This window comes from Massilia eburnea, assembly GCF_050709955.1.
Taxonomy (GTDB): Bacteria; Pseudomonadota; Gammaproteobacteria; order Burkholderiales; family Burkholderiaceae_D; genus Rugamonas; species Rugamonas eburnea_A.
Window position 1 is genome coordinate 1 of sequence record NZ_JBNZFX010000011.1, and the last position, 18,887, is coordinate 18,887.

Genomic DNA, 18,887 nt, shown 5'->3' on the forward strand with positions numbered 1-18,887 from the left:
ATAATCATCAATGCCGTTCAGGACATTGTCGGCATCGCTGCCCGCCTTGGCGGTCGCCGCCAGTCCGGACAGGTCGATCCAGCCCAGCACATGGCCGCTGAACGGGTCGATGCGGGCAATGCGGTCCGTCTGCCAGACATTGGCATAGATCTGGCCATCGACCCACTCCAGCTCATTGATCTGCGCCAGCGGCTGGCCGTCCACCGTGACCTTGATGCGGCGCTGCTCGCCAAAGGTTTTCGGATCGAGCACGCGGATTTCCGGCGTGCCGTCGCTCATGTACAGGCGTTCGCCGTCGCTGGTCAACCCCACCGCCCTCGCCCAGGTAATTGAAAGTACCCTTGATGGCCAGGCTGCCCTGGTCCATCACATAGCCGGCCTGGTTCATCCAGGTGATGCCGACAATGCTGTCGCCATGCGGGGCAATGCCCTCGCCGAACACCTTCTCCGGCAGGTCGCGCTTTTGCAGCACTTTGCCGGTGGCCAGTTCCACCTTGCGCACCGAAGACGCGCCGTACTGGCCGGTGCTCTCCCAGAGGAAGCCGTCCTTGAAGAACAGGCCCTGGGTGAAGGCTTGCGGATCGTGCGGGTAAGTCGCCTTGATCGAGAAACCCTTGAACCGGCACCGCTGCCGATGCGATTTGCGCGGCCAACGCCGCCGCGCCCAGCGCTACCAGCTTACGCATCCCACAGGTCTCCGCTGGCGTTGCCGCGCGGCGGCGTGACGCCGAAATGCTGGTAGGCCTGCGCCGTGGCGACTCGGCCACGCGGCGTGCGTTGCAGGAAGCCTTGCTGGATCAGGTATGGTTCCAAAACGTCCTCGATAGTATCCGCGGCCTCGCCGATAGCGGCCGCCAGGTTGCCGATGCCGACCGGGCCACCGCCGAATTTGTACAGCACCGCTTCCAGCAACTTGCGGTCCATCACGTCAAAGCCCACATGGTCGACGTCGAGGCATGCGCAGCGCGGCATCGGCCACCTCGCGCGTGATGTCGCCGTTACCCTTCACTTCCGCATAGTCGCGTACGCGGCGCAGCAAGCGGTTGGCGATACGCGGCGTGCCGCGCGCACGGCGTGCGATTTCCACCGCGCCGTTTTCGTCAATATTCGCCTTCAACAGCGCGGCGCTGCGGGCGACGATCTTCGCCAGTTCATCGGTGGTGTAGAACTCCAGCCGCGCTACGATGCCGAAACGGTCGCGCAGCGGGTTTGGTCAACATGCCAGCGCGGGGTGGTGGCGCCGACCAGGGTGAAAGGCTGCAGGTCCAGTTTGACGCTGCGCGCCGCCGGCCCCTCGCCGATCATGATGTCGATCTGGTAGTCCTCCAGCGCCGGGTACAGGATCTCTTCGACCACCGGCGACAGGCGGTGGATCTCGTCGATGAAAAGGACGTCGTTCGCTTCCAGGTTGGTCAGGATTGCCGCCAGGTCGCCCGGACGTTCCAGCACCGGGCCGGAAGTCTGGCGCAGGTTGACGCCCATTTCGCGCGCAATGATGTTGGCCAGCGTGGTCTTGCCCAGGCCGGGAGGGCCGAACAGCAAGGTATGGTCCAGCGCTTCGCTGCGCTTGCGGGCTGCCGAGATGAAGATTTCGAGCTGGTCGCGGATCTTGGACTGCCCGACATATTCATCGAGGTGCTTGGGACGCAACGCGCGCTCGATAGCCTCCTCGTTCGGGGAGGATGGCGCGGCATCGATGATGCGCTGCTCGGTGAAATTGTCGGTTTGGATACTCATGCCAGCTCGAAAAGAGGTTCAGGGCATGATTTTAACAAGGCCGGACAGCGCGGGCCTTACTTCATGTTGGAAGCGGCCGCGCTGGCCGTTTCGTTGGTCTTCTTCTGCAGGCTGCCGGAGACTTGCATCGCCTTTTCGCGCCGGTCCGGCTGGTGGGCCGGTTCGCCCCCTTTTTTCGGTTCCTGCAGCCCGGTAGCCTTGCGCGCAGCAGTGGAAGCTTCAATTTTCACTGCGGCCTTTGCCGGCTGCTCCGCTGCCGGCTCGCGCTGCCCCGGCGCTGCCGTCTGGCTCCAGGCGGCCGGCGCCAATGCCAACAGACACGCACCCAGCGATGCCGTTGAAAGTTGACGAATAGTCATGGAAAATCCTCCTTGATCGATCGTCAAAGTCTAGCATGCACTGCCTCGCTGGGTCGCTGGGCACGGCCAGTGCTTAACGCTCTTCAGCCTGCACGGCGACTTCTTCGTCTACGACATGCGCGAACAGTTGACCGCCGAAGTGAAGGGCGTCTGGAAAGGCTGGAACTTCAAGTTACTCGACGCAACTTGGACTTGAAGTAGCCGATAGCCCGACCAGAACGGTCCAGGATCTCAATACGGGAACGCAGGAAAGTCACGCCACGCTTGCTGGTCAGCAGCGCGGGACCGTTGACCTGATGCGAAATCTCCACCTTGGTGGGCAAAATTCGCTTGTCGATCACCATGCGCGGCGCATGCACCAGGAAGTTCAGTTTTTCCTGTACCACGCCCAGATTCTGCTGGGTGTCGGGTCTACGATGTCGTTCCCTTGATTTAAGTTGAGTTATTGTTTTGATGGCTGTGGATCACCGCTTTGAATCCAATCCACCCATTTATTGAATTCCTTCTGATTGCCCCAAGCAGCACTGGTCCAGTTTGTACCGATCTGCGCAAGGGCAGTTTTTGCCGCTGGCCGGTCTCCCGCCGTGACGGCCATCACGCACAATACATTCCAGTCCCGGTTGCGCAATCCATAGCGTTTTTCTCGAGCAGCATAGCCAGCCTTGATAGCCGGCCATTGCAGGCCCACCTCCTGCATGGCCCTCTTACCACCCATATACTTCATCATCTCCCAGGTCACATAGGAATAGGCGATCAGACCGTCGTCGCCACCAGGTTTCACCGCAAGCGACCGCACATAGGATTGCAATTCCCCGGGATCGCCGAACCACTTCTCCTGCAGCAGGCTTGCGCGCTGCGAGTAGTAGTGGAAATAATTGGGAAAGCGTTTTCTGCCAGCCTCGAAATTCGCGTCAATAGCCGCCTTATCATCCAGACCCTTGGCTATGTCGATCTGCAAGTAGTAGAAGTGAGGATCATCCCTTGACTTCACCTGATCGAGAAACAAGCGAGCCTGGTTCATACGCCACCTGAACGCCTTCCAGACGGACTCCGGGATATCGCTGGCAGCCTTCTCGCCGCGAGTATTCCACGCATCGATAGTCCAAAACTCGGCAAGTGCCAACCGTACGGCTACCGACTCCGGTTTCTTCTCGAGCCAGCGCATCAGCAATTCATCCTTCCTAGCGCGAGGGATAGTGCTTGCAAAGCCAAAATTGCCACTCTCCTTGAAACCACCGAGTGTGTCATAAAAATGATAGAGCGCCGAATTGCCGGCTACCAGCCTGGTGTCCTGCCTGATATATTCAGACGCGAGACGATCCAGTTCATCAAACCTGCCCTCTTTCAGCAAGCGTTCCGCACCACCACCAATTTCTTCAACGGTGAGCGCCTGGGCCGGCGCCAGCATCAGCAACGCAAACAGGGTCACAAGGAAACGCATGATCATGGCTAGCTGCCTATCAATTCGAGTAATGAAGAACATGTGCCGTCGCGGCGAACTGCTCATTGCCCGCCAACTTGCCGCTAATCGTGTCAATAATCTTGAAGCCCGCGCTTTGATAAAGGGACAGCGCCGCCGTGTTCCCAACCAGCACATCGAGCGACAAGGGCTTGCCAGCTGCGTGCAGCACCGCGTCCAACAGCGCGCGGCCGATTCCCTGTCGATAGCGGGCGGGATCCACGTACACCCACGTAACTTCCTCGTCGGTAAAACCGGCAAAGCCGGCAACTTCACCGTCGACTTCAGCCACCAGCAAAGTGGCATCGAACAAGCCCTCTTCCTCGCCGGTTTCCTCCAGCGTCAGGAAGGCATCGGCCAAACCGCTGGCCTCCAGTTCGAACTTGCGTGCCGCGTCGTGCACCAGGCAGATTCCCTGCCAGTCGGATGTTTGATAAGGGCGGATCAGCATAAATTCAGAGTTTTTGCACCAGGTAGCGCAGCTCCACCATGCCGGAGCCGATCTTGCGCGCCGATTGCAACGACAGCGGCGGGTTGGTCAAGCGGCGCGGGAACAGCGGCTTGCCACGACCCAGCGTGACCGAGCCGACCTGCACGATCAGTTCATCCAGCAGCCCGGCATCATGGAATTGACCGGCCAGGTCGCCACCGCCCACGATCCACAGGTTCTTGCCGCCGGCCGCCTCACGCATGGCGCCGTGTACCGCGCGCACATCGCCGTTCACGAAGCGCAGGTCGGCGCCGGGAATGACCGGCAGGGTGCGCGAAGAAAATACCCAGGTGGGTTGCGTATATGGCCAGGGCGAACCAACTTGCGCCGCCACCGTATCGGCATTGCGCAGCATCCACTCGTAAGTGGAAGAGCCCATCGCAATCGCCCCTACCTGGGCAATGAACTCGGGATAGCTGCTGTCGTTGACATCGCCGAGCGGGAACAACCAGTCGAGCGAGTCGTCTTCGGTGGCGATGAAGCCGTCAAGGCTGGAGGCGGTAAAAAACTGGGTCTTCATTTAACTTGCAGCAGTGCGGCATGCGCAGAGGGACAGGGTCGCAACATTGTACGCGCCAACACCACTCCAAATTCTCACAAAAAATTACTCACCAGCACGATTAGTTTCGAAAACGGGCAATCAGCCAACCCACACCACCACCTGCCAGTCCTCCGGCAAGCGCTTGCGGCAAGGCGATCATGTCATGCAGCCGGCCGTCAGCGAGTGTCATCAAGTCACCGGCCAGATACATCGGCCCCATGCCCACGCCCAGCGGCACAATCAGCCACGCCGGCCACTGCCCGCGCTGCTCCCAGCCAATGACGCCACCAATCCAGCACGACACCGCAACCATTCCAATCAGCGCCCCCACCAGGGCAAACGAGACCTTTCGCATCGACGTTCCTTTCAGCTTTGCGGCTTTGGAAGCTCGCAGGCGCTATAGCCTTTCTCGTCGTGGAAAACGCATGCCTTCGGCATGTACTTCGAATCGCGCAACTCAAAGATTGTCGAGTAAGTCCCGTACGACTTGCCGGCCGATTCGATCAGGACAGGCTTGCCGTTGACCTTGTCGTCGACCACGTACATGACATACGACGCCCAGTCTGCATATGCCAGCTTGAAATCCTTCTTCGAGTTCGACAGCATGACGAAGTAGACGTTGGCCTGGTTCGCGGAAAGGCCATCGCAGTAGTACCGATCCGAGATGATGTAGTCATTGACGCCGTCACCATTCAGGTCGCGGCGATCTGCGGTCAATGCCTGGCCGATGGACTTTCTGCCATAGCCATGCTTCTCGATACATGAATTTTCCGGTTTCGGCGAATACCCGTCATCGCAAGCCGACTTCGCGCCAAGGCGGTTGGAAACCAGAGCTCCAGAGCAGTAGGAAAGCGCACCAGCCAGTTCCTCGCCCTTTGGCCATTTGCCCAATTGAGTCTTCAGCGATTGCGCTATCGGCTCGGGAACGTAATCAGGCTCATTGGGTTTGACCTGGCGTTCCTTGCCAATCAACCTGTTCGAGATGTCTGGAAGCGCTTCAAGGTTAGAAACCCTGATGTCTTCATCCGACACGCCATCGGCCTTCTGGCTGCAGGCGCAGACCAGTGCGACGCCGGTGATCGTTAGAATGGTTGCGAGCTTGCTTCTTCGGGACATGTGCGCGTCAGTTAACTTTTTGGCAAATATTATCATGCGGCCGGTCGCCTTCCGTATCACGCGTGACCCACAGTCCCGTCAATTTCTGAAAACTGTCATGCCAGCTCGCCCGATTGAGCTGCAATCAGATAGACATCAGGTTTATCGCTTGCCATTGTCTCAGCCTCGATTGCGATGACGTAGTCGGTATCGTCGAGCAGTACGTGACTCCCAATCAGATTTCGCTCGGACGTACTGGCGAGACGAAAAACGGGGTGACGAAACTCCATTGGGCATGACAGGTAGGAAACGCCAGAAAATGTGACTAGCGGTGTTGCGTATTCCGGGCATGACCCGCTGAAGAAATGCATCCGCCAACCGTCATACGACGTCAACACGCAATCCCAGCCACATCGAGCATTCACGTCTTTCAGTAGCTCGATCATTTGATTCGACTTTTGAGTATCAGCTCGCCGGCCATACCTAGAAATACATCTATGAACGTAAGAAGGGCCCCACAATGCTGCTTGGACCAATCAATCATTTCACTCTTCTTCAGGAATGGGCTGCGCGACCAGGAACAGGTAAGACATGGCTCCAAGGAAGGCGATACCTGCACCGGTCAGCAGCGCAGGAACAAAGGACCAGTTTTGCGCGATATAGCCGGTTAGGACAGGCGCCAGCGCCCCTCCCAGGAAACCGCCGAAATTCTGGATCGCGCCGAGTGATGCGATACGGCTGCGCGGCGCCGCCACGGTGGCCAGCGACCACGCGCAGGCCGACGAAGCGTTGGCAAGGAAGATCACGATGGAGATGCACGCCACCGCCACGACATTACTCTCCACCAGCGCAGCAGGAATCGTAAACGCCACCATGCCCAGCGTGGCCACCACCACCGCGTTGCGGCGGCCCGATATCGGCGTGCGCGCAAAACGCACAATGCGGTCGGAAGCCCAGCCCGCGATCAGGGCGCCGGCAAAGCCGCATAGAAACGGTATGGCAGATGCAAAGCCCGCATTCGCCAGGTCCATATGGCGCTCAGTACGCAGGTAGCCGGGCAGCCAGGTCAGGTACACCCAGTTCAGGTATACCGAGCCGAAAAAGCCGAACATCATGCCCCAGGTCACCCGATGGCGGAACAGGGCTCGCCAGGCGGCGAAACTGGTCTTCGGCGCGGCTTCGCTGGACTCCCCTGCCTCCAGATAGGCGCGCTCCTCCGCGCTCAGTTCCTCACGCACCGGATCGCGATAGACGCTCACCCAGACAATTGCCGCCAGCAGGCCAAGCGCGCCCGTGACGTAGAACGCCCAGTGCCAGCTCGTCGCAGCAATCAATGGCGGCAGCAGCAGCGGCGCCAAGGCGACGCCCAAAGGAGACGCCGAATTGTAGATGCCCGTGGGAGTTCCTCGCGACCGCAGCGGGAACCAGTTGCTCACCACCCGCGCCGCAGAAGGAAACTGCGGCGCTTCCCCAATCCCGAGCGCGATACGCGCCAGCACAAAGAAGCCAAATGTCGAAGCCAACCCGCCCGCAGCCTGTGCCACCGACCACACCACCAGGCCGATGCCAAGCAGCCACCGGGGGCCGACCTTATCGACCAGCGCGCCGACCGGAAGCTGGCACAAGGCGTAGCTCCACGAGAATGCCGACAGCAGCACCCCCATCTCGCCTAGCGACAGGCCGAGGTCCGCACGGATATATTCGTTCGCCACGGCTAGGGTGGCACGATCCAGGTAATTAATGACCCCGCTCGCCACCAGCAGCACCAGCGCCAGGGATTGCCGTCGAAGGATTCGTGGAGGGACTTGATTAGCAGTGATGTTGGTCATTCAAGAATGGAGCGCGAGGTGGGAATCGTGGCGAGTATAGAGTAAGTCACGATGAATTCAGTCAAAACCGCTTTGCGGCTCCCGAAGCGGGCATGCGCTATAGCCTTTTTCGTCGTTGAGAATGCAGGCCTTGGCGACGTATTTCGAATCGCGTAGCTCATAGATCGTCGAGAACTTCCCATAAGACTTTTCGGCCTGCTCGATGAGGACTGGCTCGCCTTTGACCTTGTCGTCAACCACAACTATGCCTGACGACGCCCAATCCGCATATGCCAGCGTGAAGTCCTTCTTAGAATTCGACAGCATGACGAAGTACACGCTGCCCGCGTTTGCAGACAGGCTAAAGCAGTAGTACCGATCCGAGATGATATAGTCCTTGACGCCATCGCCATTCAAGTCCCGGCGATCCGCCGTCAAGGACTGGCCGATGGAGTTCTTGCCATAGCCATGTTGCTCAATGCATGAACGTTCCGGCTCAATCGAATAAATTTCGCAGGCCGATTTCGCGCCAAGGCGCTTCGCGACCAGAGCGCCGGAGCAGAAGGAAAGCGCGCCGGCGATTTTCTCTCCCTTTGGCCACTTCGCAGCTTGTGCCTTCAGCGACTGCGCTATCGGCTCGGGAACGTAATCCGGCTCGCTCGGCTTGATCTGGCGCTCTTCCCCGATCATGGATTTTGCAATGCTTGGCAGCGGCTCAAGGTTCGAGACCCTGATATCGTCATCGGATACGCTGGCAGCCTTCTGGCTACAAGCAGAGATCAGAGCGAGACTGGAAACGATCAGTAAGGATGCGGACTTGCTTCGGCGGGACATGTGCGGGCAGGTTAATTTTTTGGAAAATTCTAGCACGCACCACCGGGGGGCAGGGCCTCACTTCGCCCCAAGCTCCTGGGCCAGTCCGATGAGGATCCCTTCGGGCCCGCGGATATAGCAAAGCCGGTACAGATTCTCGTACGTCACCACTTCACCAACGACCGTCGCCCCCAACTTGCCGAGCCGTGTCAACGTGCCGTCAATATCATCCACGGCAAACATGACCCGCAGGTAGCCAAGGGAATTCACTGGCGCGACACGGTGATCTGCTGCCACCGCAGGCGCGAGAAAGCGGGACAGTTCGATCCGGCTATGGCCGTCAGGCGTGCGCATCATCGCAATCTCGACACGCATGCCGCGTAAACCGGTCACGCCGTCGGCCCAATCCCCCTCAATTGGCGCGCGGCCCTCGAGTTCGAGACCAAGTTCGGTAAAGAACGCAATGGCGGCATCCAGGTTCGCCACCACAATACCCACGTTATCCATGCGCTTGACTGCCATGATACTTCCCTGATTGCGATACTACGTCGTTACTGGTTCTTCCCAGACATGCGATGGCATTTGATCGCGGAAAAACTCATGATAGGCAGCATACATCTCCCCAATTGCTCGCCGCGTCACAATGGCCGGGAACTGCGGAAGCTCCTTAGTTAGCACTCTTCCCCCAAATCTGTTCGTGCAATTCGCGCACATCTTTTGCAACGAACGGCCACACGAGAATCCTCGCATCAGTATCAAGATCCCACATCAAATTCTCCGCATACGAAACGTCCACTATTCTTCGAATTGCGTCATTTCCATCCCGGTATTCTGCCGCGAAGAACTCAGTATGCTCCTTCACCAGGATCCAGTCTTGTGCACGAGCCGCCTCAGTCGTCCGATCGGCGAATGCCTCAACCCAAATATGAGGACAGTCATCTAACTGGTCCCACCCACGTTCTATCAGCCAATCGTCTGTGCGTCTTGCTTCAGAAGGAAGCCACTTGCGAGCACGAGCGACCAGGGCCTTTTCATCGACATATTTTTCGTTCATTGAGATCTTGTTTGTCGCTCATGAATATTCCGGAGTTCATCAACGGCATACTTGGTCAGCGTTCCAACTATAGGCGAAAGATCAGCCCAGCCCTCCGGAAGGTACGACCACCATCTATATGTGGCTTTATTGAATAAGCCGCCAATACAAAGTGTGTGCGTTGTACCGTCCAGTCCCGCAACTGGCGGAGGTGCCGCAGAAATTCTGGCCTTCTGTAGCGCCGCATGGATGGCGTGGCCCTCTGCACAAGGAATCCGACGTGGTGCGCTGGCGCAAAGTTCCTCGAATCGCGAAAACTCGATCCAGAAACCGTGTTGACTCCATAGGTGACAGTCATCGTCATGACCAGGACCGCTCGCGATGCAGATGACGAATCCTTCGTCGAATGAAGGTTCGACACTATACAGCGTCGCCGATCGAAAGCACTTCATCTTCTACTTCGGAAATTGGATCGTAAGTCATGGATTAGTGGCCCAACGTTGAAGCTCAGCGGCAAGCGAAAGCGGGCGTCGCCCGCTGTAGCGCGTCCGCTGGACCGAATTGTTCTGCTGTTTCAATCGACCACCTTCAGTTGAATCTTTGCGCCATCAGGAAGTTCATGCGTTTGACGAGCGATCTCGCCAGCCATTCCGATGATTTCGTGAATAGGCGCAGTCGACAAGTTTGGCATGCCGTAGGCGCCACCAAGATAGCTAGGGATTCTTAAGCAGTACTTCCGCATGGATGAGAGCTCGCCGAGGTTTTCGCGGGCGACTCCGACAAGCTCACGCATATACCAATCGTGCAAGAATTCTTGATCATAAAGCAGAAGATCAAGCGCAGCTCGATTCTCAGCCACGACACAGCAAGTCCCATCTTCAGGGGTGATCCGCCAAAATCGCCCATCGGTTGCACGGACGATCACATTTCCGAAGTCGTTTTCCGCAACGACTTCGTCGGGATCAATTCCGATCCAGCCCCAAGCACGTGAGATTTCAGCGATCAATGAGGTAACCTGAGTTTTTCGGACACTTCCATTTGATAAACTTGTCAAAGGGAGTGAAATCATGAAATCAACAACATACACGCCAGAGTTTCGGGCCGAGGCGGTGAAGCTGGTACTGGCGCAAGGCTTGACGCTTGAGGAAGCAGCCAAGCGGATTGCGATACCCAAAGGGACGTTGGCCAACTGGGTAAGCGCCGCCAAACGTAGTACCGATGCTGCTGCGCCTCCAGGCAGCCGTAGCGTCGCCGAACTGGAAGCGGAAGTCGCCAAGTTGCGCAAAGAACTGGCTGTCGAACGGATGGAAAAGGAAGTATTAAAAAAGGCCACCGCGTACTTTGCGAGGGAGTCGCTGCCCGGTACGCGTTCATGAAATCGGTGCGACTTGAATACCCGCTTGGCTTGTTGTGTCGGGTCTTTTCGGTGTCGCGCAGCGGCTTCTATGCAGCGGTGGGTCGCCCGCCATCTCAACGACGGCAAGATGACGAGCGATTGAAGGTCGCCATCAAGGCCGCCCATGCGCAGACGCGCGAGACCTACGGGCCGTTGCGTTTGCAGCCAGAGCTGGCCGCACAAGGTTTTGACGCAGGGCGTGATCGCATCGTAAGGCTGCGGCGGGAACTGGGTCTGCGCTGCAAGCAAAAGCGGAAGTTCAAAGCGACGACCAATTCGAAGCACGCCTTCCCGGTGGCGCCGAACTTGTTGGAGCAGACCTTCGCGCCGACACGGCCGAATGAGGCCTGGGTTAGCGACATCACCTATGTCGCCACCGAGGAAGGATGGCTGTAAGCGTCAAGGCAGCGCCGTCTTGAGCGCTGCGCTACTTTGATCGAAGATGTTCCCAACACCGCTGGGAAGCGGAGTTCAAGCGCTGGGGAGTTTGTCGGCGCAGTTCCAGGGCAGGAAGTCGTCCACCCGATTCACAGGATGGTCGGCGATATGGGCCAGCACGTAGCGCAACCAAGCCTCGGGGTCGACACCGTTAAGCTTGGCCGTTCCGATCAGCCCATACATGGCGGCAGCGCGTTCGCCGCCACTGTCCGCACCTGCAAACAGGAAGTTGCGACGACCCAGGGCCACGCCGCGCAAGGCTCGCTCGGCGGCGGAGTTGTCGATCTCGATGCGGCCGTCATCGCAGTAGCGTGTCAGCGCCGGCCAGAGTTTGAGCGAGTAAAGAATGGCGGCCGCCGTATCGGACTTGCGCGACAAAGTAGCGAGCGTGGCGTGGAGCCATCGTTCGAGGTCGTCGAGCAGTGGTCTGGCATATCGCTGGCGAGCAGTGCACCGCTCGTCTGGCGGTTTGCCGCGTATGCTGTCCTCGATGACATATAGCTCGCCGATCCGGCGTAGCGCTTCGGTCGTTACGGCCGATGGCCGCGCTGCGTGCAAGTCGTAGAATTTGCGGCGAGCATGAGCCCAGCATGCGGCTTCGCTCACTTTGCCGGTCTCGTAGATGGCATTGAAGCCGGCATACGCATCTGCCTGCAAGATGCCGCTGAAGTTGGCCAAGTGCGCTTGCGGGTGCTCGCCTTTGCGGTCGGGAGTATAGGCAAACCATACCGCTGGCGGCGTGCTGTCGCCGCTGGCGCGGTCGTCGCGCACATAGGTCCAAAGGCGCGCCGTGCGCGTCTTGCCATTGCCTGGCGCCAGTACCGGCAGCGGCGTGTCGTCGGCGTGCAGCTTGGTCGCCGCCAGCACATGCCGGCGCAACGCATCGACCAGTGGGCGCAGCAGCGCTCCGGCGGCGCCGACCCAGTTGGCAAGCAAGGCGCGCTCCAGTTCCACGCCTTCGCGCGCATACATAGTGCTTTGGCGGTACAAGGGAATGTGGTCGGCGAATTTGGCCACCAGCACATGCGCCAGCAGGCCGGGGCCGGCCAGACCGCGCTCAATTGGGCGGCTGGCGGCCGGGGCCTGTACGATGGCATCGCAGCAGGCGCAGGCCAGCTTCGGGCGCACATGGCGAATCACACGGAAGCTGGCCGGGACATATTCCAGCTGCTCCGACACGCTTTCGCCCAGTACCTTCAATTTTCCGCCGCAGTCCGGGCATGCTTCACTGGCTGGCATCTGCACTCGCTCCTCGCGTGGCAAGTGGGCTGGCAGAGGCTTGCGTTCGGCCTTCTTGCGAGGTGCCACTTCCACAGGTGCCAATGCTTCGGCCACCGCTGCTTCGGCTTCCAGGTCTTCCAGTTGCAGCTCCAGCTGCTCGATCTGCTGGTCCAGCTTTTCCGAGCGGCGGCCGAACTGCATGCGCTTCAGCTTCGCCAACACCAGCTTAAGATGTTCGATTTCGGCGGTGCGCGTAGATAGTTCGGCGCTCAGGTGTGCCACCTTCGCTTCGCTCGCCAACAACGCTGCATCGCGCGCCAGCAGCATGGCTTTAAGCGCTTCGATATCGTTGGGCAGATTGGCGGCGTTGAGCATGCGTCCAAGTTTACGCAAATCGTGCCATGTTTACAAGGCCGATTGCGGTCGCCAGGTGCGTTCTGGTCGGCGCCAGTCGATCCCTTCCAGCAGCATCGACAACTGTGCTTGTGTCAGCGCCACGCTGCCACTACTGGCCTGCGGCCAGATAAAGCGGCCACGCTCCAGGCGCTTGGCCAGCAAGCATAAGCCGTCGCCGGTCCACCACAGCAGCTTGATTAAGTCACCGCGCCGGCCACGGAATACAAACACGTGGCCACTGAACGGATCTTCTTCCAACGCGGTTTGCACTTTCGCTGCCAGGCCATTGAAACCGCTGCGCATGTCGGTGGTGCCTGCGGCCAGCCAGACTTTCGTACCTGCCGGCAGGCCGATCATCGCAGCACGCGATCCAACACTTGTGCCAACGTGGCGGCATTGGCCTGGCCTTCGATACGTAGCCGCACACGCCCAATTTCCAGCGTGATGATTCCGGCAGGGGCAGGTTCAGCCTCAGGCTGCTGTGCCGGCGTCGTCACCACCACTGGCAGCAACTCACTCCCCGGCGCCGCTGCGCCGCCTACAAGCTGCCCTGCCTCGTATAGCTTGCGCCAGCTAAACACCTGGTTTGCATTGACGCCGTGCTCGCGCGCGAGGCGCGCTACAGAAACTCCGGGCTGCATGGCCATTTCCACGAGCGTTCGCTTGAACTCCAGGGAATGCTGGCGGTACTTGCCACGCGGTCTGCGTTCAATGACTGGTTGAAAATTTGTGTCCATAATTGAATTTGTGGGCACAACTGCTGTGCCAAAATTCGATCATGGCTGGGGGCGGTTTCTCCGTCCAGACGGTGCTGGCTTTACGCTTACGGATGGCTCTACCTGGCGGGCATCAAAGACGTCTTCACATGCGAGATGGTCGGTTATGCCATGGGCGCGCGAATGACGCAGGATCTGACGGCGAAAGCGCTGTGGCGGGCGGTGCGGAGTAAGCGGCCGGCGCCAGGGCTGATCCTGCACTCTGACCGGGGGAGCCAATACTGCGCTGACGACTACCGCAAGCTGGTCTCGCAGTTCGGAATGCGGGCCTCTATGTCGCGCAAGGGGAACTGCTTCGATAACGCGCCTATGGAGAGCTTTTGGGGCAGCTTGAAGAACGAAATGATTCATCATCAGAGGTACGCTACACGGGCCAACGCGGAGGCAGCCATCAAGGAGTACATCGAGATTTTTTATAACCGCCAGCGGCGCCATTCGCGCCTTGGTTACGAGTCGCCAGCGAGGTTCGCTGAGAACTTCGGCAAACAGGCGCTGGCTGCTTGAAACGGAAGTGTCCACCATTGACAGTACACCTCACAATGACATAAGGCATAACGTCGGACGTAACCGGCCGGAGCACCGCGCAGCGATGCGGAGGTCCGGTTGACGGAATTGTTGGGCCAAAGTGGATTAAGGAAAATCATGACCGCCAAGTTCCAATGCGAGAGTAAATCAATTCAAACGAAGCCGGATGTACTAAAAAATGTAGTGCTTGCCGCCACCCGACAGCGGCTGAGGCGCTTGAACTGCCGTTAAGTATGAGACAACTAGAACAGTGGTTTCACCGCACAAAGAGACAGAAATCATCTCTTTATCTTCTTCAGGAAAGCGCGTTCGCAAAATGAATTCCAATGACTCAAGTTCGACCTCGGCCACAACGTAAGGCCAGGCCAACGCCTCTTGGTGGAGCGAGTGCCCCGCCAAAGCGGCGAACGCTCTTCGCTTTACATCATCAGAAATTTCAACCGCCTTCATTCTTTTGCAGCCCAAGGTGATTGCTCAGCGGCCCGCTGTAGTGCGTCTGTTGGAGCTTATGGTTGGGCATTTTTCCAGTCTTTAAAGAACAGCCAAAGCGAACCACCAAATACTGAGCCGAAAACAAGCAAGTCGAAGACTCCGCTCACTGGTTTATCGAAAAGCGACTCAATCAAGAAGTAAGGCGCGACCGGAGCCCAAATCAAGAACGCCGGAAATTCGCTGAATGGTACGTGAGCATGGCCCTCATAATGAGGCCATTTGAAATATAGCAAATAGGCTGCGCCCGCTAAGAGATAGCAGACCAAAGTCTTGAGAACAGCGGTAAGAAAATGCTTCATTGATCGGGGTGCGCCCAACGTGCCTGAATTAACCGGCGCGCTTTAGCGCGTCTGGTTGAATGAGTTGTTCGGCCAACTGCGTCATTGGAAGGTAAGTACACAAGTTGGGCTTTCGCTTGCAAGCAGCGCCGCTACTTGAGTTGCCGCAGAAGGTACAAGATCAGGGTAGTCGAACGCCAGATAATCAATCACTGCATCAGATTCCCACGGGCCGAGCGAAGTCTTGTAGTCAGCATACTGGTCCTGTATCTCACGCCACGAACCAAAGCGAGCCTTCGTCAGCAGCATATCGGTATCAGTGTAGATAATGTGTAATTCCATACGCCGAACGTGAGCGATAACCGGCGGCTGGAGCGCGCAGCGCGTAAGACGTCCGGTTGATTAAGGGGTTAGGCATAATTCTACCGAAGGCGACTAGAACCGAATATAGCCAGCCAAAAACGGTCACCTTGGACCAAGGCTAGAATGCCCCAGCCGAGTATAGAAACCAGAGCGATACCCGTTTTCCAAATCAAAGACGATACATCGAACTTGTAGGTGATTGCGACAGCAAACACCACGCCAAGGAGCGCGCCACAAACAAAGCGCGTAACTTGCTCAGATTTCGAGACCTCGTGATCATCAACGATGCGCATGTCAGCCTGACGTCCTTGAATTAATCGGCGCGCTTGAGCGCGTCCGGGTTGAATGAACTGTTGGGCCATCATCATGCACCAATGCGCGCCGAACAGATTGGACAATAGCCACTTTCGTCGAGGGCCATTTCAGGAAACATCTTCTCAAAATTCACTTTCGGTATTGTGTCCGGCGTGTCCGGATATCGGCCAGATTGGCCGCAGGCCGCACACGGGCATATCCATTTCCGGGTTCGAGGATCGCGCAGGAACCATTCTTGAGTTTTAGTTTCAGTTCGCATTCACCGCCCAACGCTCCGGTTCAACGGCACCGCCAGGCGTCCGCTGGAATTTATGATTGGGCTGTTGGCGCCCCATGGAGCTATGCATATTTCGCTTTGAATGCCTCGAGGGCAATAGAAGCCTCTCCCTGCTTACCAAGTGCATGAAGCGACCAAATTTCCACATACTCCTGCATCTGAGCGGGGTTGGAACGGAAATCATAGACTGCCGCCGCTAGCGAATTGCGCTTGGAAACGGCAAAGGCGGCAAAAAATGGCTGACCAGACTCTCTGTCAGGACGCCGGATGTCGTCGCTAAGGAAGAAAAACCAACAGCCTTCCGCCTCAAGTGTTTCACCGCACAAAACTTGAGCCGAAGGCTGAAGTCGATGGGCGGCGAGCTCCGCTCTCGCCATCGTATTGGCAATTTCTCGTGCAGCTTCAAAGGTTTGAATCGATGGCATTAAAGCGCCCAAGGTTTCAGTTCAGCCGCTTTGCTCGGCGCCAGTGAACTTGTGATGCCGTTGCTATAGCGCACGTCAGCGCGTCCGCGTTAATCGAGAGGTTAGAAATTTGGCTCGTCGGTCTCGACCATTGGATCAAAATGAAAAAGCAAGAGATAGTCATCCCAGCCCTCTTCACTTGAGCACATCGCCATTGATGATTCCCGAATTGTCTGACCAATTTCATCGTTGTTGTAGATCTTGACCTGAATCTTCTGCCACAGTGAAGCTGGTTCCGTCGTGTAATACGTGAAATTCAGATATGGCCCGTCATCATCGCCGCTCACGAATTCGAAATGATTGACTATATCGCCGTTGTCCGAAAGCGCTTGAAAGTGCTCTTTGATCGAAGCAATCTCCATCCGCGGCGCTAGGTTCGGCTGAACTTGTATCGTGAGAGTGCGCATTGTTTTTCCTAACATTCAAGGTAACTGGCCGCTGGAAGGCGCAGCGTGTAGGCAGTCCAGTTGACCGCAGGGTTGTGATAGAGAGGCATTTTCACGTTTTTGACTTTTCAGGCTTTTCAACAGCTGTGGCGTCTTCGCCGGAAAGAAGGTCAGACAGTTCCTCGGGCGATAATTTTTTCATCTTCGCCTCAAGCTTTCGATCATAGTTCCGATCATTCGGGTCCCAGCCCTTTTGAGCTTTCCGACCGTATTGCTGAACGAAGCGACCAAGTTTCGCCGCCAAGGTCGCCTTCGTGCGCTTAGGTAGCATCAGACTCCCAACGTACTGTATTCAGCTGCGCCGCAGGCGATCGCTGGAATTGATGGTTAGGGATAGGTAGCGGCTTCTCTGGAGATTTGCGGCACTCTTTCGCATCCTCACCTTTGGCAAATTTTACAAGGACAAATTCAGCACTAAGCAAGTCCCGCGTCTCCTTGTCGTCGATGGGCTTCACGGTGAAAAGGCTGAAGCTGGCGTCGAACTCTGCATTGAAAAGGCCATGCTGAATTCGTGCGACTGTGACCTTTTCCCCGACCGCTGGACCATCAAGAAGCTTCTCAACTTGTATTTCGCGCCGTACCCACATACCGAAACAAACTAAATCTTTCGGGCATGGCATTTCCACGTAATCGATAAGTTTTTGCCCAAGCGAACGGCCACAGAACGAACTCTCGGCTGCCTGGGCGCTCCCCCCAGAGTCCGACAAACGCAATCAGCAGAATTTCTGGAATTCTCATGTGGGCTAACGTTATTGTTCCGTGGCGCCGTCAGGCGTCCTCTGGAACTGAAGGTTATGCTGAATTCCGTCGTTACACCTAACGCAGATGGAAAACGGGCCAGTCTGTTCAATTGATTCAACCCACCAATAGTCTGGCTTCGTACGTCCGACTTCGACATATTGGTGAGAATATTGGCCGTACTCGTAAGGCCTGAACGGTTGCTCGATGAAGTACACGATCAAACCACACCCGCCAACGGCACACCACCGTTCTTCAGCATCGATTATCGCAACGCTTGGATCCCCGTAAAAGTCTCCAATGACCACGTTCGAATGATCTTTTTGGACGAGCCACACTGTCTCGTATTCATGCGAGATTTGGAAGTTTGCCGAGGTGGCGAGATCAACGAGAGGTCTAGGCATACTTTTCACGCTAACCGGTACGACAAAGCGCAGCTTTGGCGTGTCCAGCGAGCGAGGTTGAGCATGGAGTTAGGTTTTGCGAGCATATTCAGTTAAGGCTGCATTGAGTGCTTTGACTACTCTTGTACGCTTGGCTTCCGATTTGATTCCAGAGGGCAGACGGCAAAACCACGGTTGCCAGCAATGCTCCAACCCATTGTGGATGGAGATAGCGCATCGATGTGCTCTAACGTTCAAAGAAACTGGCTGCCGAAACGCGCAGTGCGGAGGCAGCCCAGTTGGTTGCAAAATCAGGCATTAAAGCCCCTCGTGATACAACGATGCCCACACTTCTTTTAACCAGGTAACGAGTTGATCCTGACTCTCGAATTCTTGCCCAGTGAGCGCGTAAACTGCCTCGATAGACGGCGTACCAGTCAAAATTGCGGCACGCAGTTGCAGCTTGAATGAGCCGAATTTTTTTTCACAATCTGCGGCTTTAACATCTGCCGCGAGCTCATGAAGCTCGTACCACTCAACGTGCAGATAGTCGCGCATAACGGTGCGCAGCGGTTCGGGAATTTCGTTCGATCCGGATGTTGAATTCATAACAGCAGTTCGAGGCTTACCGGCGCCTTGGCGCGTCCGGCTGGAAATTCAACTTGACTCTCACCATTCATGGGCTTTTTGAAGCGCCGCCTGCACTCCGGGATTACCCTTGTAGCGTTTGCGCAGCGCCGCCTCGTCACTGTCGAGTTTTTCACAGCGGTACTTTTTGATCGCCGCATCGAGCTCCTTTCGGCGTTCAGCGTCGTACGCCTCTTCACCGCCGAAATGGGTACACAGGGCAATACGTTCGGCGACTGCTGCGACATCCTTAGGTTGCCCCTTTTTCAGGTCAGCAAACGGATCTGCTTCAGCATGTACACCCGACGCGATCAGGATCGATATAACAAAAAAAGAAAGACGCAGCATTTCGCCCTCAGCACAAAGTCCATGTCATGTTGACATTTTAGTAAATGTGATTATGACGCCGGATCCCTC

Annotated in this window: 30 protein-coding genes and 3 pseudogenes; 2 read left to right on the top strand and 31 right to left on the bottom strand. The window is 57.1% G+C overall.

The genetic code is table 11. The features are described from left to right. The 18 genes and pseudogenes from ACQ4MM_RS07620 to ACQ4MM_RS07705 all read right to left on the bottom strand — a co-directional run. The coding region (locus ACQ4MM_RS07620; RefSeq protein ID WP_431476815.1) for a glutaminyl-peptide cyclotransferase at nt 1–312 on the bottom strand (312 nt) is incomplete at its 3' end. A 46-nt stretch (nt 313–358) separates the two neighbouring features. Beyond that, nucleotides 359–604 (bottom strand): annotated as a pseudogene (locus ACQ4MM_RS07625) (glutaminyl-peptide cyclotransferase); the annotation flags it as partial. Nucleotides 605–678: 74 nt separating this feature from the next. Further along, a complete protein-coding gene (locus ACQ4MM_RS07630; RefSeq protein ID WP_431476816.1) occupies nt 679–972 on the bottom strand; it encodes a Holliday junction DNA helicase RuvB C-terminal domain-containing protein in 294 nt (97 codons plus the stop codon). Then, entirely contained in the window at nt 929–1,117 is a 189-nt protein-coding gene (locus ACQ4MM_RS07635) for a hypothetical protein (RefSeq protein WP_431476817.1), read from the bottom strand. Before ACQ4MM_RS07635 ends, ACQ4MM_RS07630 begins: the two co-directional genes overlap by 44 nt. A gap of 62 nt (nt 1,118–1,179) precedes the next feature. Further along, complete coding sequence (locus ACQ4MM_RS07640; RefSeq protein ID WP_431476818.1) at nt 1,180–1,737, bottom strand: AAA family ATPase; 558 nt, start codon at nt 1,735–1,737, stop codon at nt 1,180–1,182. 56 nt (nt 1,738–1,793) lie between these two features. Beyond that, entirely contained in the window at nt 1,794–2,096 is a 303-nt protein-coding gene (locus ACQ4MM_RS07645; protein ID WP_431476819.1) for a hypothetical protein, read from the bottom strand. Between the two features lie 167 nt (nt 2,097–2,263). Continuing rightward, entirely contained in the window at nt 2,264–2,482 is a 219-nt protein-coding gene (locus ACQ4MM_RS07650; protein ID WP_431476820.1) for a hypothetical protein, read from the bottom strand. A gap of 56 nt (nt 2,483–2,538) precedes the next feature. Continuing rightward, on the bottom strand, nt 2,539–3,543 hold the full coding sequence (locus ACQ4MM_RS07655; protein ID WP_431476821.1) for a hypothetical protein: 1,005 nt from the start codon (nt 3,541–3,543) through the stop codon (nt 2,539–2,541). Nucleotides 3,544–3,556: 13 nt separating this feature from the next. Then, on the bottom strand, nt 3,557–4,006 hold the full coding sequence (locus ACQ4MM_RS07660; RefSeq protein ID WP_431476822.1) for an N-acetyltransferase family protein: 450 nt from the start codon (nt 4,004–4,006) through the stop codon (nt 3,557–3,559). A gap of 4 nt (nt 4,007–4,010) precedes the next feature. Beyond that, nucleotides 4,011–4,565 (bottom strand): dihydrofolate reductase family protein, encoded by a 555-nt coding sequence (locus tag ACQ4MM_RS07665; RefSeq protein ID WP_431476823.1) that lies wholly within the window; start codon nt 4,563–4,565, stop codon nt 4,011–4,013. A gap of 100 nt (nt 4,566–4,665) precedes the next feature. Beyond that, entirely contained in the window at nt 4,666–4,941 is a 276-nt protein-coding gene (locus ACQ4MM_RS07670) for a hypothetical protein (RefSeq protein ID WP_431476824.1), read from the bottom strand. 11 nt (nt 4,942–4,952) lie between these two features. Then, complete coding sequence (locus ACQ4MM_RS07675; RefSeq protein ID WP_431476825.1) at nt 4,953–5,738, bottom strand: hypothetical protein; 786 nt, start codon at nt 5,736–5,738, stop codon at nt 4,953–4,955. A 59-nt stretch (nt 5,739–5,797) separates the two neighbouring features. Next, nucleotides 5,798–6,127, bottom strand: coding sequence for a hypothetical protein (locus tag ACQ4MM_RS07680; protein WP_431476826.1), 330 nt, complete (start codon nt 6,125–6,127; stop codon nt 5,798–5,800). A gap of 99 nt (nt 6,128–6,226) precedes the next feature. After that, complete coding sequence (locus ACQ4MM_RS07685) at nt 6,227–7,510, bottom strand: MFS transporter (protein ID WP_431476827.1); 1,284 nt, start codon at nt 7,508–7,510, stop codon at nt 6,227–6,229. A 57-nt stretch (nt 7,511–7,567) separates the two neighbouring features. Next, nucleotides 7,568–8,323: a hypothetical protein gene (locus tag ACQ4MM_RS07690; protein ID WP_431476828.1), complete on the bottom strand. Its 756-nt coding sequence runs from the start codon at nt 8,321–8,323 to the stop codon at nt 7,568–7,570. A gap of 57 nt (nt 8,324–8,380) precedes the next feature. After that, nucleotides 8,381–8,824, bottom strand: coding sequence for a VOC family protein (locus tag ACQ4MM_RS07695; protein ID WP_431476829.1), 444 nt, complete (start codon nt 8,822–8,824; stop codon nt 8,381–8,383). 145 nt (nt 8,825–8,969) lie between these two features. Then, the gene (locus tag ACQ4MM_RS07700; RefSeq protein ID WP_431476830.1) at nt 8,970–9,356 is read right to left on the bottom strand and encodes a DUF7674 family protein; all 387 of its coding nucleotides are present in this window, start codon (nt 9,354–9,356) and stop codon (nt 8,970–8,972) included. Between the two features lie 553 nt (nt 9,357–9,909). Beyond that, nucleotides 9,910–10,341 carry a T6SS immunity protein Tdi1 domain-containing protein gene (locus tag ACQ4MM_RS07705; RefSeq protein WP_431476831.1) on the bottom strand — a complete coding sequence of 144 codons (432 nt, stop codon included), beginning with the start codon at nt 10,339–10,341 and terminating at the stop codon, nt 9,910–9,912. Between the two features lie 61 nt (nt 10,342–10,402). Here ACQ4MM_RS07705 and ACQ4MM_RS07710 point away from each other — a divergent pair. Beyond that, nucleotides 10,403–11,124 (top strand): annotated as a pseudogene (locus ACQ4MM_RS07710) (IS3 family transposase); the annotation flags it as partial. Between the two features lie 78 nt (nt 11,125–11,202). Here the strand turns inward: ACQ4MM_RS07710 and tnpC are convergent. From tnpC to tnpA, 3 genes are read right to left on the bottom strand one after another with little or no spacing between them, the layout of a single operon-like run. Beyond that, entirely contained in the window at nt 11,203–12,765 is a 1,563-nt protein-coding gene (tnpC, locus tag ACQ4MM_RS07715) for an IS66 family transposase (protein WP_431475435.1), read from the bottom strand. Between the two features lie 30 nt (nt 12,766–12,795). Then, the gene (gene tnpB / locus ACQ4MM_RS07720) at nt 12,796–13,143 is read right to left on the bottom strand and encodes an IS66 family insertion sequence element accessory protein TnpB (protein ID WP_055936366.1); all 348 of its coding nucleotides are present in this window, start codon (nt 13,141–13,143) and stop codon (nt 12,796–12,798) included. Then, nucleotides 13,140–13,523 (bottom strand): IS66-like element accessory protein TnpA, encoded by a 384-nt coding sequence (tnpA, locus tag ACQ4MM_RS07725; protein ID WP_431475436.1) that lies wholly within the window; start codon nt 13,521–13,523, stop codon nt 13,140–13,142. The genes tnpB and tnpA overlap by 4 nt, the downstream gene beginning before the upstream one ends. 90 nt (nt 13,524–13,613) lie before the next feature. On the opposite strand from tnpA, the pseudogene ACQ4MM_RS07730 reads away from it, so the two are divergent. After that, nucleotides 13,614–14,066, top strand: a pseudogene (locus ACQ4MM_RS07730) (IS3 family transposase); the annotation flags it as partial. A gap of 192 nt (nt 14,067–14,258) precedes the next feature. Here the strand turns inward: ACQ4MM_RS07730 and ACQ4MM_RS07735 are convergent. The 10 genes from ACQ4MM_RS07735 to ACQ4MM_RS07780 all read right to left on the bottom strand — a co-directional run bounded on the left by ACQ4MM_RS07735 (nt 14,259) and on the right by ACQ4MM_RS07780 (nt 18,818). Beyond that, nucleotides 14,259–14,537: a hypothetical protein gene (locus tag ACQ4MM_RS07735; RefSeq protein ID WP_431476832.1), complete on the bottom strand. Its 279-nt coding sequence runs from the start codon at nt 14,535–14,537 to the stop codon at nt 14,259–14,261. 56 nt (nt 14,538–14,593) lie between these two features. Then, the gene (locus ACQ4MM_RS07740) at nt 14,594–14,878 is read right to left on the bottom strand and encodes a hypothetical protein (protein ID WP_431476833.1); all 285 of its coding nucleotides are present in this window, start codon (nt 14,876–14,878) and stop codon (nt 14,594–14,596) included. An 81-nt stretch (nt 14,879–14,959) separates the two neighbouring features. Then, entirely contained in the window at nt 14,960–15,199 is a 240-nt protein-coding gene (locus ACQ4MM_RS07745; RefSeq protein WP_431476834.1) for a hypothetical protein, read from the bottom strand. 80 nt (nt 15,200–15,279) lie between these two features. Then, complete coding sequence (locus ACQ4MM_RS07750; protein WP_431476835.1) at nt 15,280–15,618, bottom strand: hypothetical protein; 339 nt, start codon at nt 15,616–15,618, stop codon at nt 15,280–15,282. A gap of 256 nt (nt 15,619–15,874) precedes the next feature. Further along, on the bottom strand, nt 15,875–16,237 hold the full coding sequence (locus ACQ4MM_RS07755; protein ID WP_431476836.1) for a hypothetical protein: 363 nt from the start codon (nt 16,235–16,237) through the stop codon (nt 15,875–15,877). Between the two features lie 101 nt (nt 16,238–16,338). Next, nucleotides 16,339–16,683 (bottom strand): hypothetical protein, encoded by a 345-nt coding sequence (locus ACQ4MM_RS07760; RefSeq protein ID WP_431476837.1) that lies wholly within the window; start codon nt 16,681–16,683, stop codon nt 16,339–16,341. Nucleotides 16,684–16,774: 91 nt separating this feature from the next. After that, a complete protein-coding gene (locus tag ACQ4MM_RS07765) occupies nt 16,775–16,993 on the bottom strand; it encodes a hypothetical protein (protein WP_431476838.1) in 219 nt (72 codons plus the stop codon). Further along, complete coding sequence (locus ACQ4MM_RS07770; RefSeq protein ID WP_431476839.1) at nt 16,983–17,435, bottom strand: hypothetical protein; 453 nt, start codon at nt 17,433–17,435, stop codon at nt 16,983–16,985. Before ACQ4MM_RS07770 ends, ACQ4MM_RS07765 begins: the two co-directional genes overlap by 11 nt. A gap of 726 nt (nt 17,436–18,161) precedes the next feature. Beyond that, nucleotides 18,162–18,452, bottom strand: coding sequence for a hypothetical protein (locus tag ACQ4MM_RS07775; protein ID WP_431476840.1), 291 nt, complete (start codon nt 18,450–18,452; stop codon nt 18,162–18,164). 60 nt (nt 18,453–18,512) lie between these two features. Beyond that, the gene (locus tag ACQ4MM_RS07780) at nt 18,513–18,818 is read right to left on the bottom strand and encodes a hypothetical protein (RefSeq protein WP_431476841.1); all 306 of its coding nucleotides are present in this window, start codon (nt 18,816–18,818) and stop codon (nt 18,513–18,515) included. Between the last annotated feature and the right edge of the window lie 69 nt (nt 18,819–18,887).

Bases quoted from the DNA above. Each gene is read 5' to 3' on its own strand.
- ACQ4MM_RS07630 (WP_431476816.1), bottom strand. From the start codon at position 972: ATGCCGCGCTGCGCATGCCTCGACGTCGACCATGTGGGCTTTGACGTG.
- ACQ4MM_RS07640 (WP_431476818.1), bottom strand. From the start codon at position 1,737: ATGAGTATCCAAACCGACAATTTCACCGAGCAGCGCATCATCGATGCC.
- ACQ4MM_RS07645 (WP_431476819.1), bottom strand. From the start codon at position 2,096: ATGACTATTCGTCAACTTTCAACGGCATCGCTGGGTGCGTGTCTGTTG.
- ACQ4MM_RS07655 (WP_431476821.1), bottom strand. From the start codon at position 3,543: ATGATCATGCGTTTCCTTGTGACCCTGTTTGCGTTGCTGATGCTGGCG.
- ACQ4MM_RS07660 (WP_431476822.1), bottom strand. From the start codon at position 4,006: ATGCTGATCCGCCCTTATCAAACATCCGACTGGCAGGGAATCTGCCTG.
- ACQ4MM_RS07665 (WP_431476823.1), bottom strand. From the start codon at position 4,565: ATGAAGACCCAGTTTTTTACCGCCTCCAGCCTTGACGGCTTCATCGCC.
- ACQ4MM_RS07670 (WP_431476824.1), bottom strand. From the start codon at position 4,941: ATGCGAAAGGTCTCGTTTGCCCTGGTGGGGGCGCTGATTGGAATGGTT.
- ACQ4MM_RS07675 (WP_431476825.1), bottom strand. From the start codon at position 5,738: ATGATAATATTTGCCAAAAAGTTAACTGACGCGCACATGTCCCGAAGA.
- ACQ4MM_RS07680 (WP_431476826.1), bottom strand. From the start codon at position 6,127: ATGATCGAGCTACTGAAAGACGTGAATGCTCGATGTGGCTGGGATTGC.
- ACQ4MM_RS07685 (WP_431476827.1), bottom strand. From the start codon at position 7,510: ATGACCAACATCACTGCTAATCAAGTCCCTCCACGAATCCTTCGACGG.
- ACQ4MM_RS07690 (WP_431476828.1), bottom strand. From the start codon at position 8,323: ATGTCCCGCCGAAGCAAGTCCGCATCCTTACTGATCGTTTCCAGTCTC.
- ACQ4MM_RS07695 (WP_431476829.1), bottom strand. From the start codon at position 8,824: ATGGCAGTCAAGCGCATGGATAACGTGGGTATTGTGGTGGCGAACCTG.
- ACQ4MM_RS07700 (WP_431476830.1), bottom strand. From the start codon at position 9,356: ATGAACGAAAAATATGTCGATGAAAAGGCCCTGGTCGCTCGTGCTCGC.
- tnpC (WP_431475435.1), bottom strand. From the start codon at position 12,765: ATGCTCAACGCCGCCAATCTGCCCAACGATATCGAAGCGCTTAAAGCC.
- tnpB (WP_055936366.1), bottom strand. From the start codon at position 13,143: ATGATCGGCCTGCCGGCAGGTACGAAAGTCTGGCTGGCCGCAGGCACC.
- tnpA (WP_431475436.1), bottom strand. From the start codon at position 13,523: ATGGACACAAATTTTCAACCAGTCATTGAACGCAGACCGCGTGGCAAG.
- ACQ4MM_RS07735 (WP_431476832.1), bottom strand. From the start codon at position 14,537: ATGAAGGCGGTTGAAATTTCTGATGATGTAAAGCGAAGAGCGTTCGCC.
- ACQ4MM_RS07740 (WP_431476833.1), bottom strand. From the start codon at position 14,878: ATGAAGCATTTTCTTACCGCTGTTCTCAAGACTTTGGTCTGCTATCTC.
- ACQ4MM_RS07745 (WP_431476834.1), bottom strand. From the start codon at position 15,199: ATGGAATTACACATTATCTACACTGATACCGATATGCTGCTGACGAAG.
- ACQ4MM_RS07755 (WP_431476836.1), bottom strand. From the start codon at position 16,237: ATGCCATCGATTCAAACCTTTGAAGCTGCACGAGAAATTGCCAATACG.
- ACQ4MM_RS07760 (WP_431476837.1), bottom strand. From the start codon at position 16,683: ATGCGCACTCTCACGATACAAGTTCAGCCGAACCTAGCGCCGCGGATG.
- ACQ4MM_RS07765 (WP_431476838.1), bottom strand. From the start codon at position 16,993: ATGCTACCTAAGCGCACGAAGGCGACCTTGGCGGCGAAACTTGGTCGC.
- ACQ4MM_RS07775 (WP_431476840.1), bottom strand. From the start codon at position 18,452: ATGAATTCAACATCCGGATCGAACGAAATTCCCGAACCGCTGCGCACC.
- ACQ4MM_RS07780 (WP_431476841.1), bottom strand. From the start codon at position 18,818: ATGCTGCGTCTTTCTTTTTTTGTTATATCGATCCTGATCGCGTCGGGT.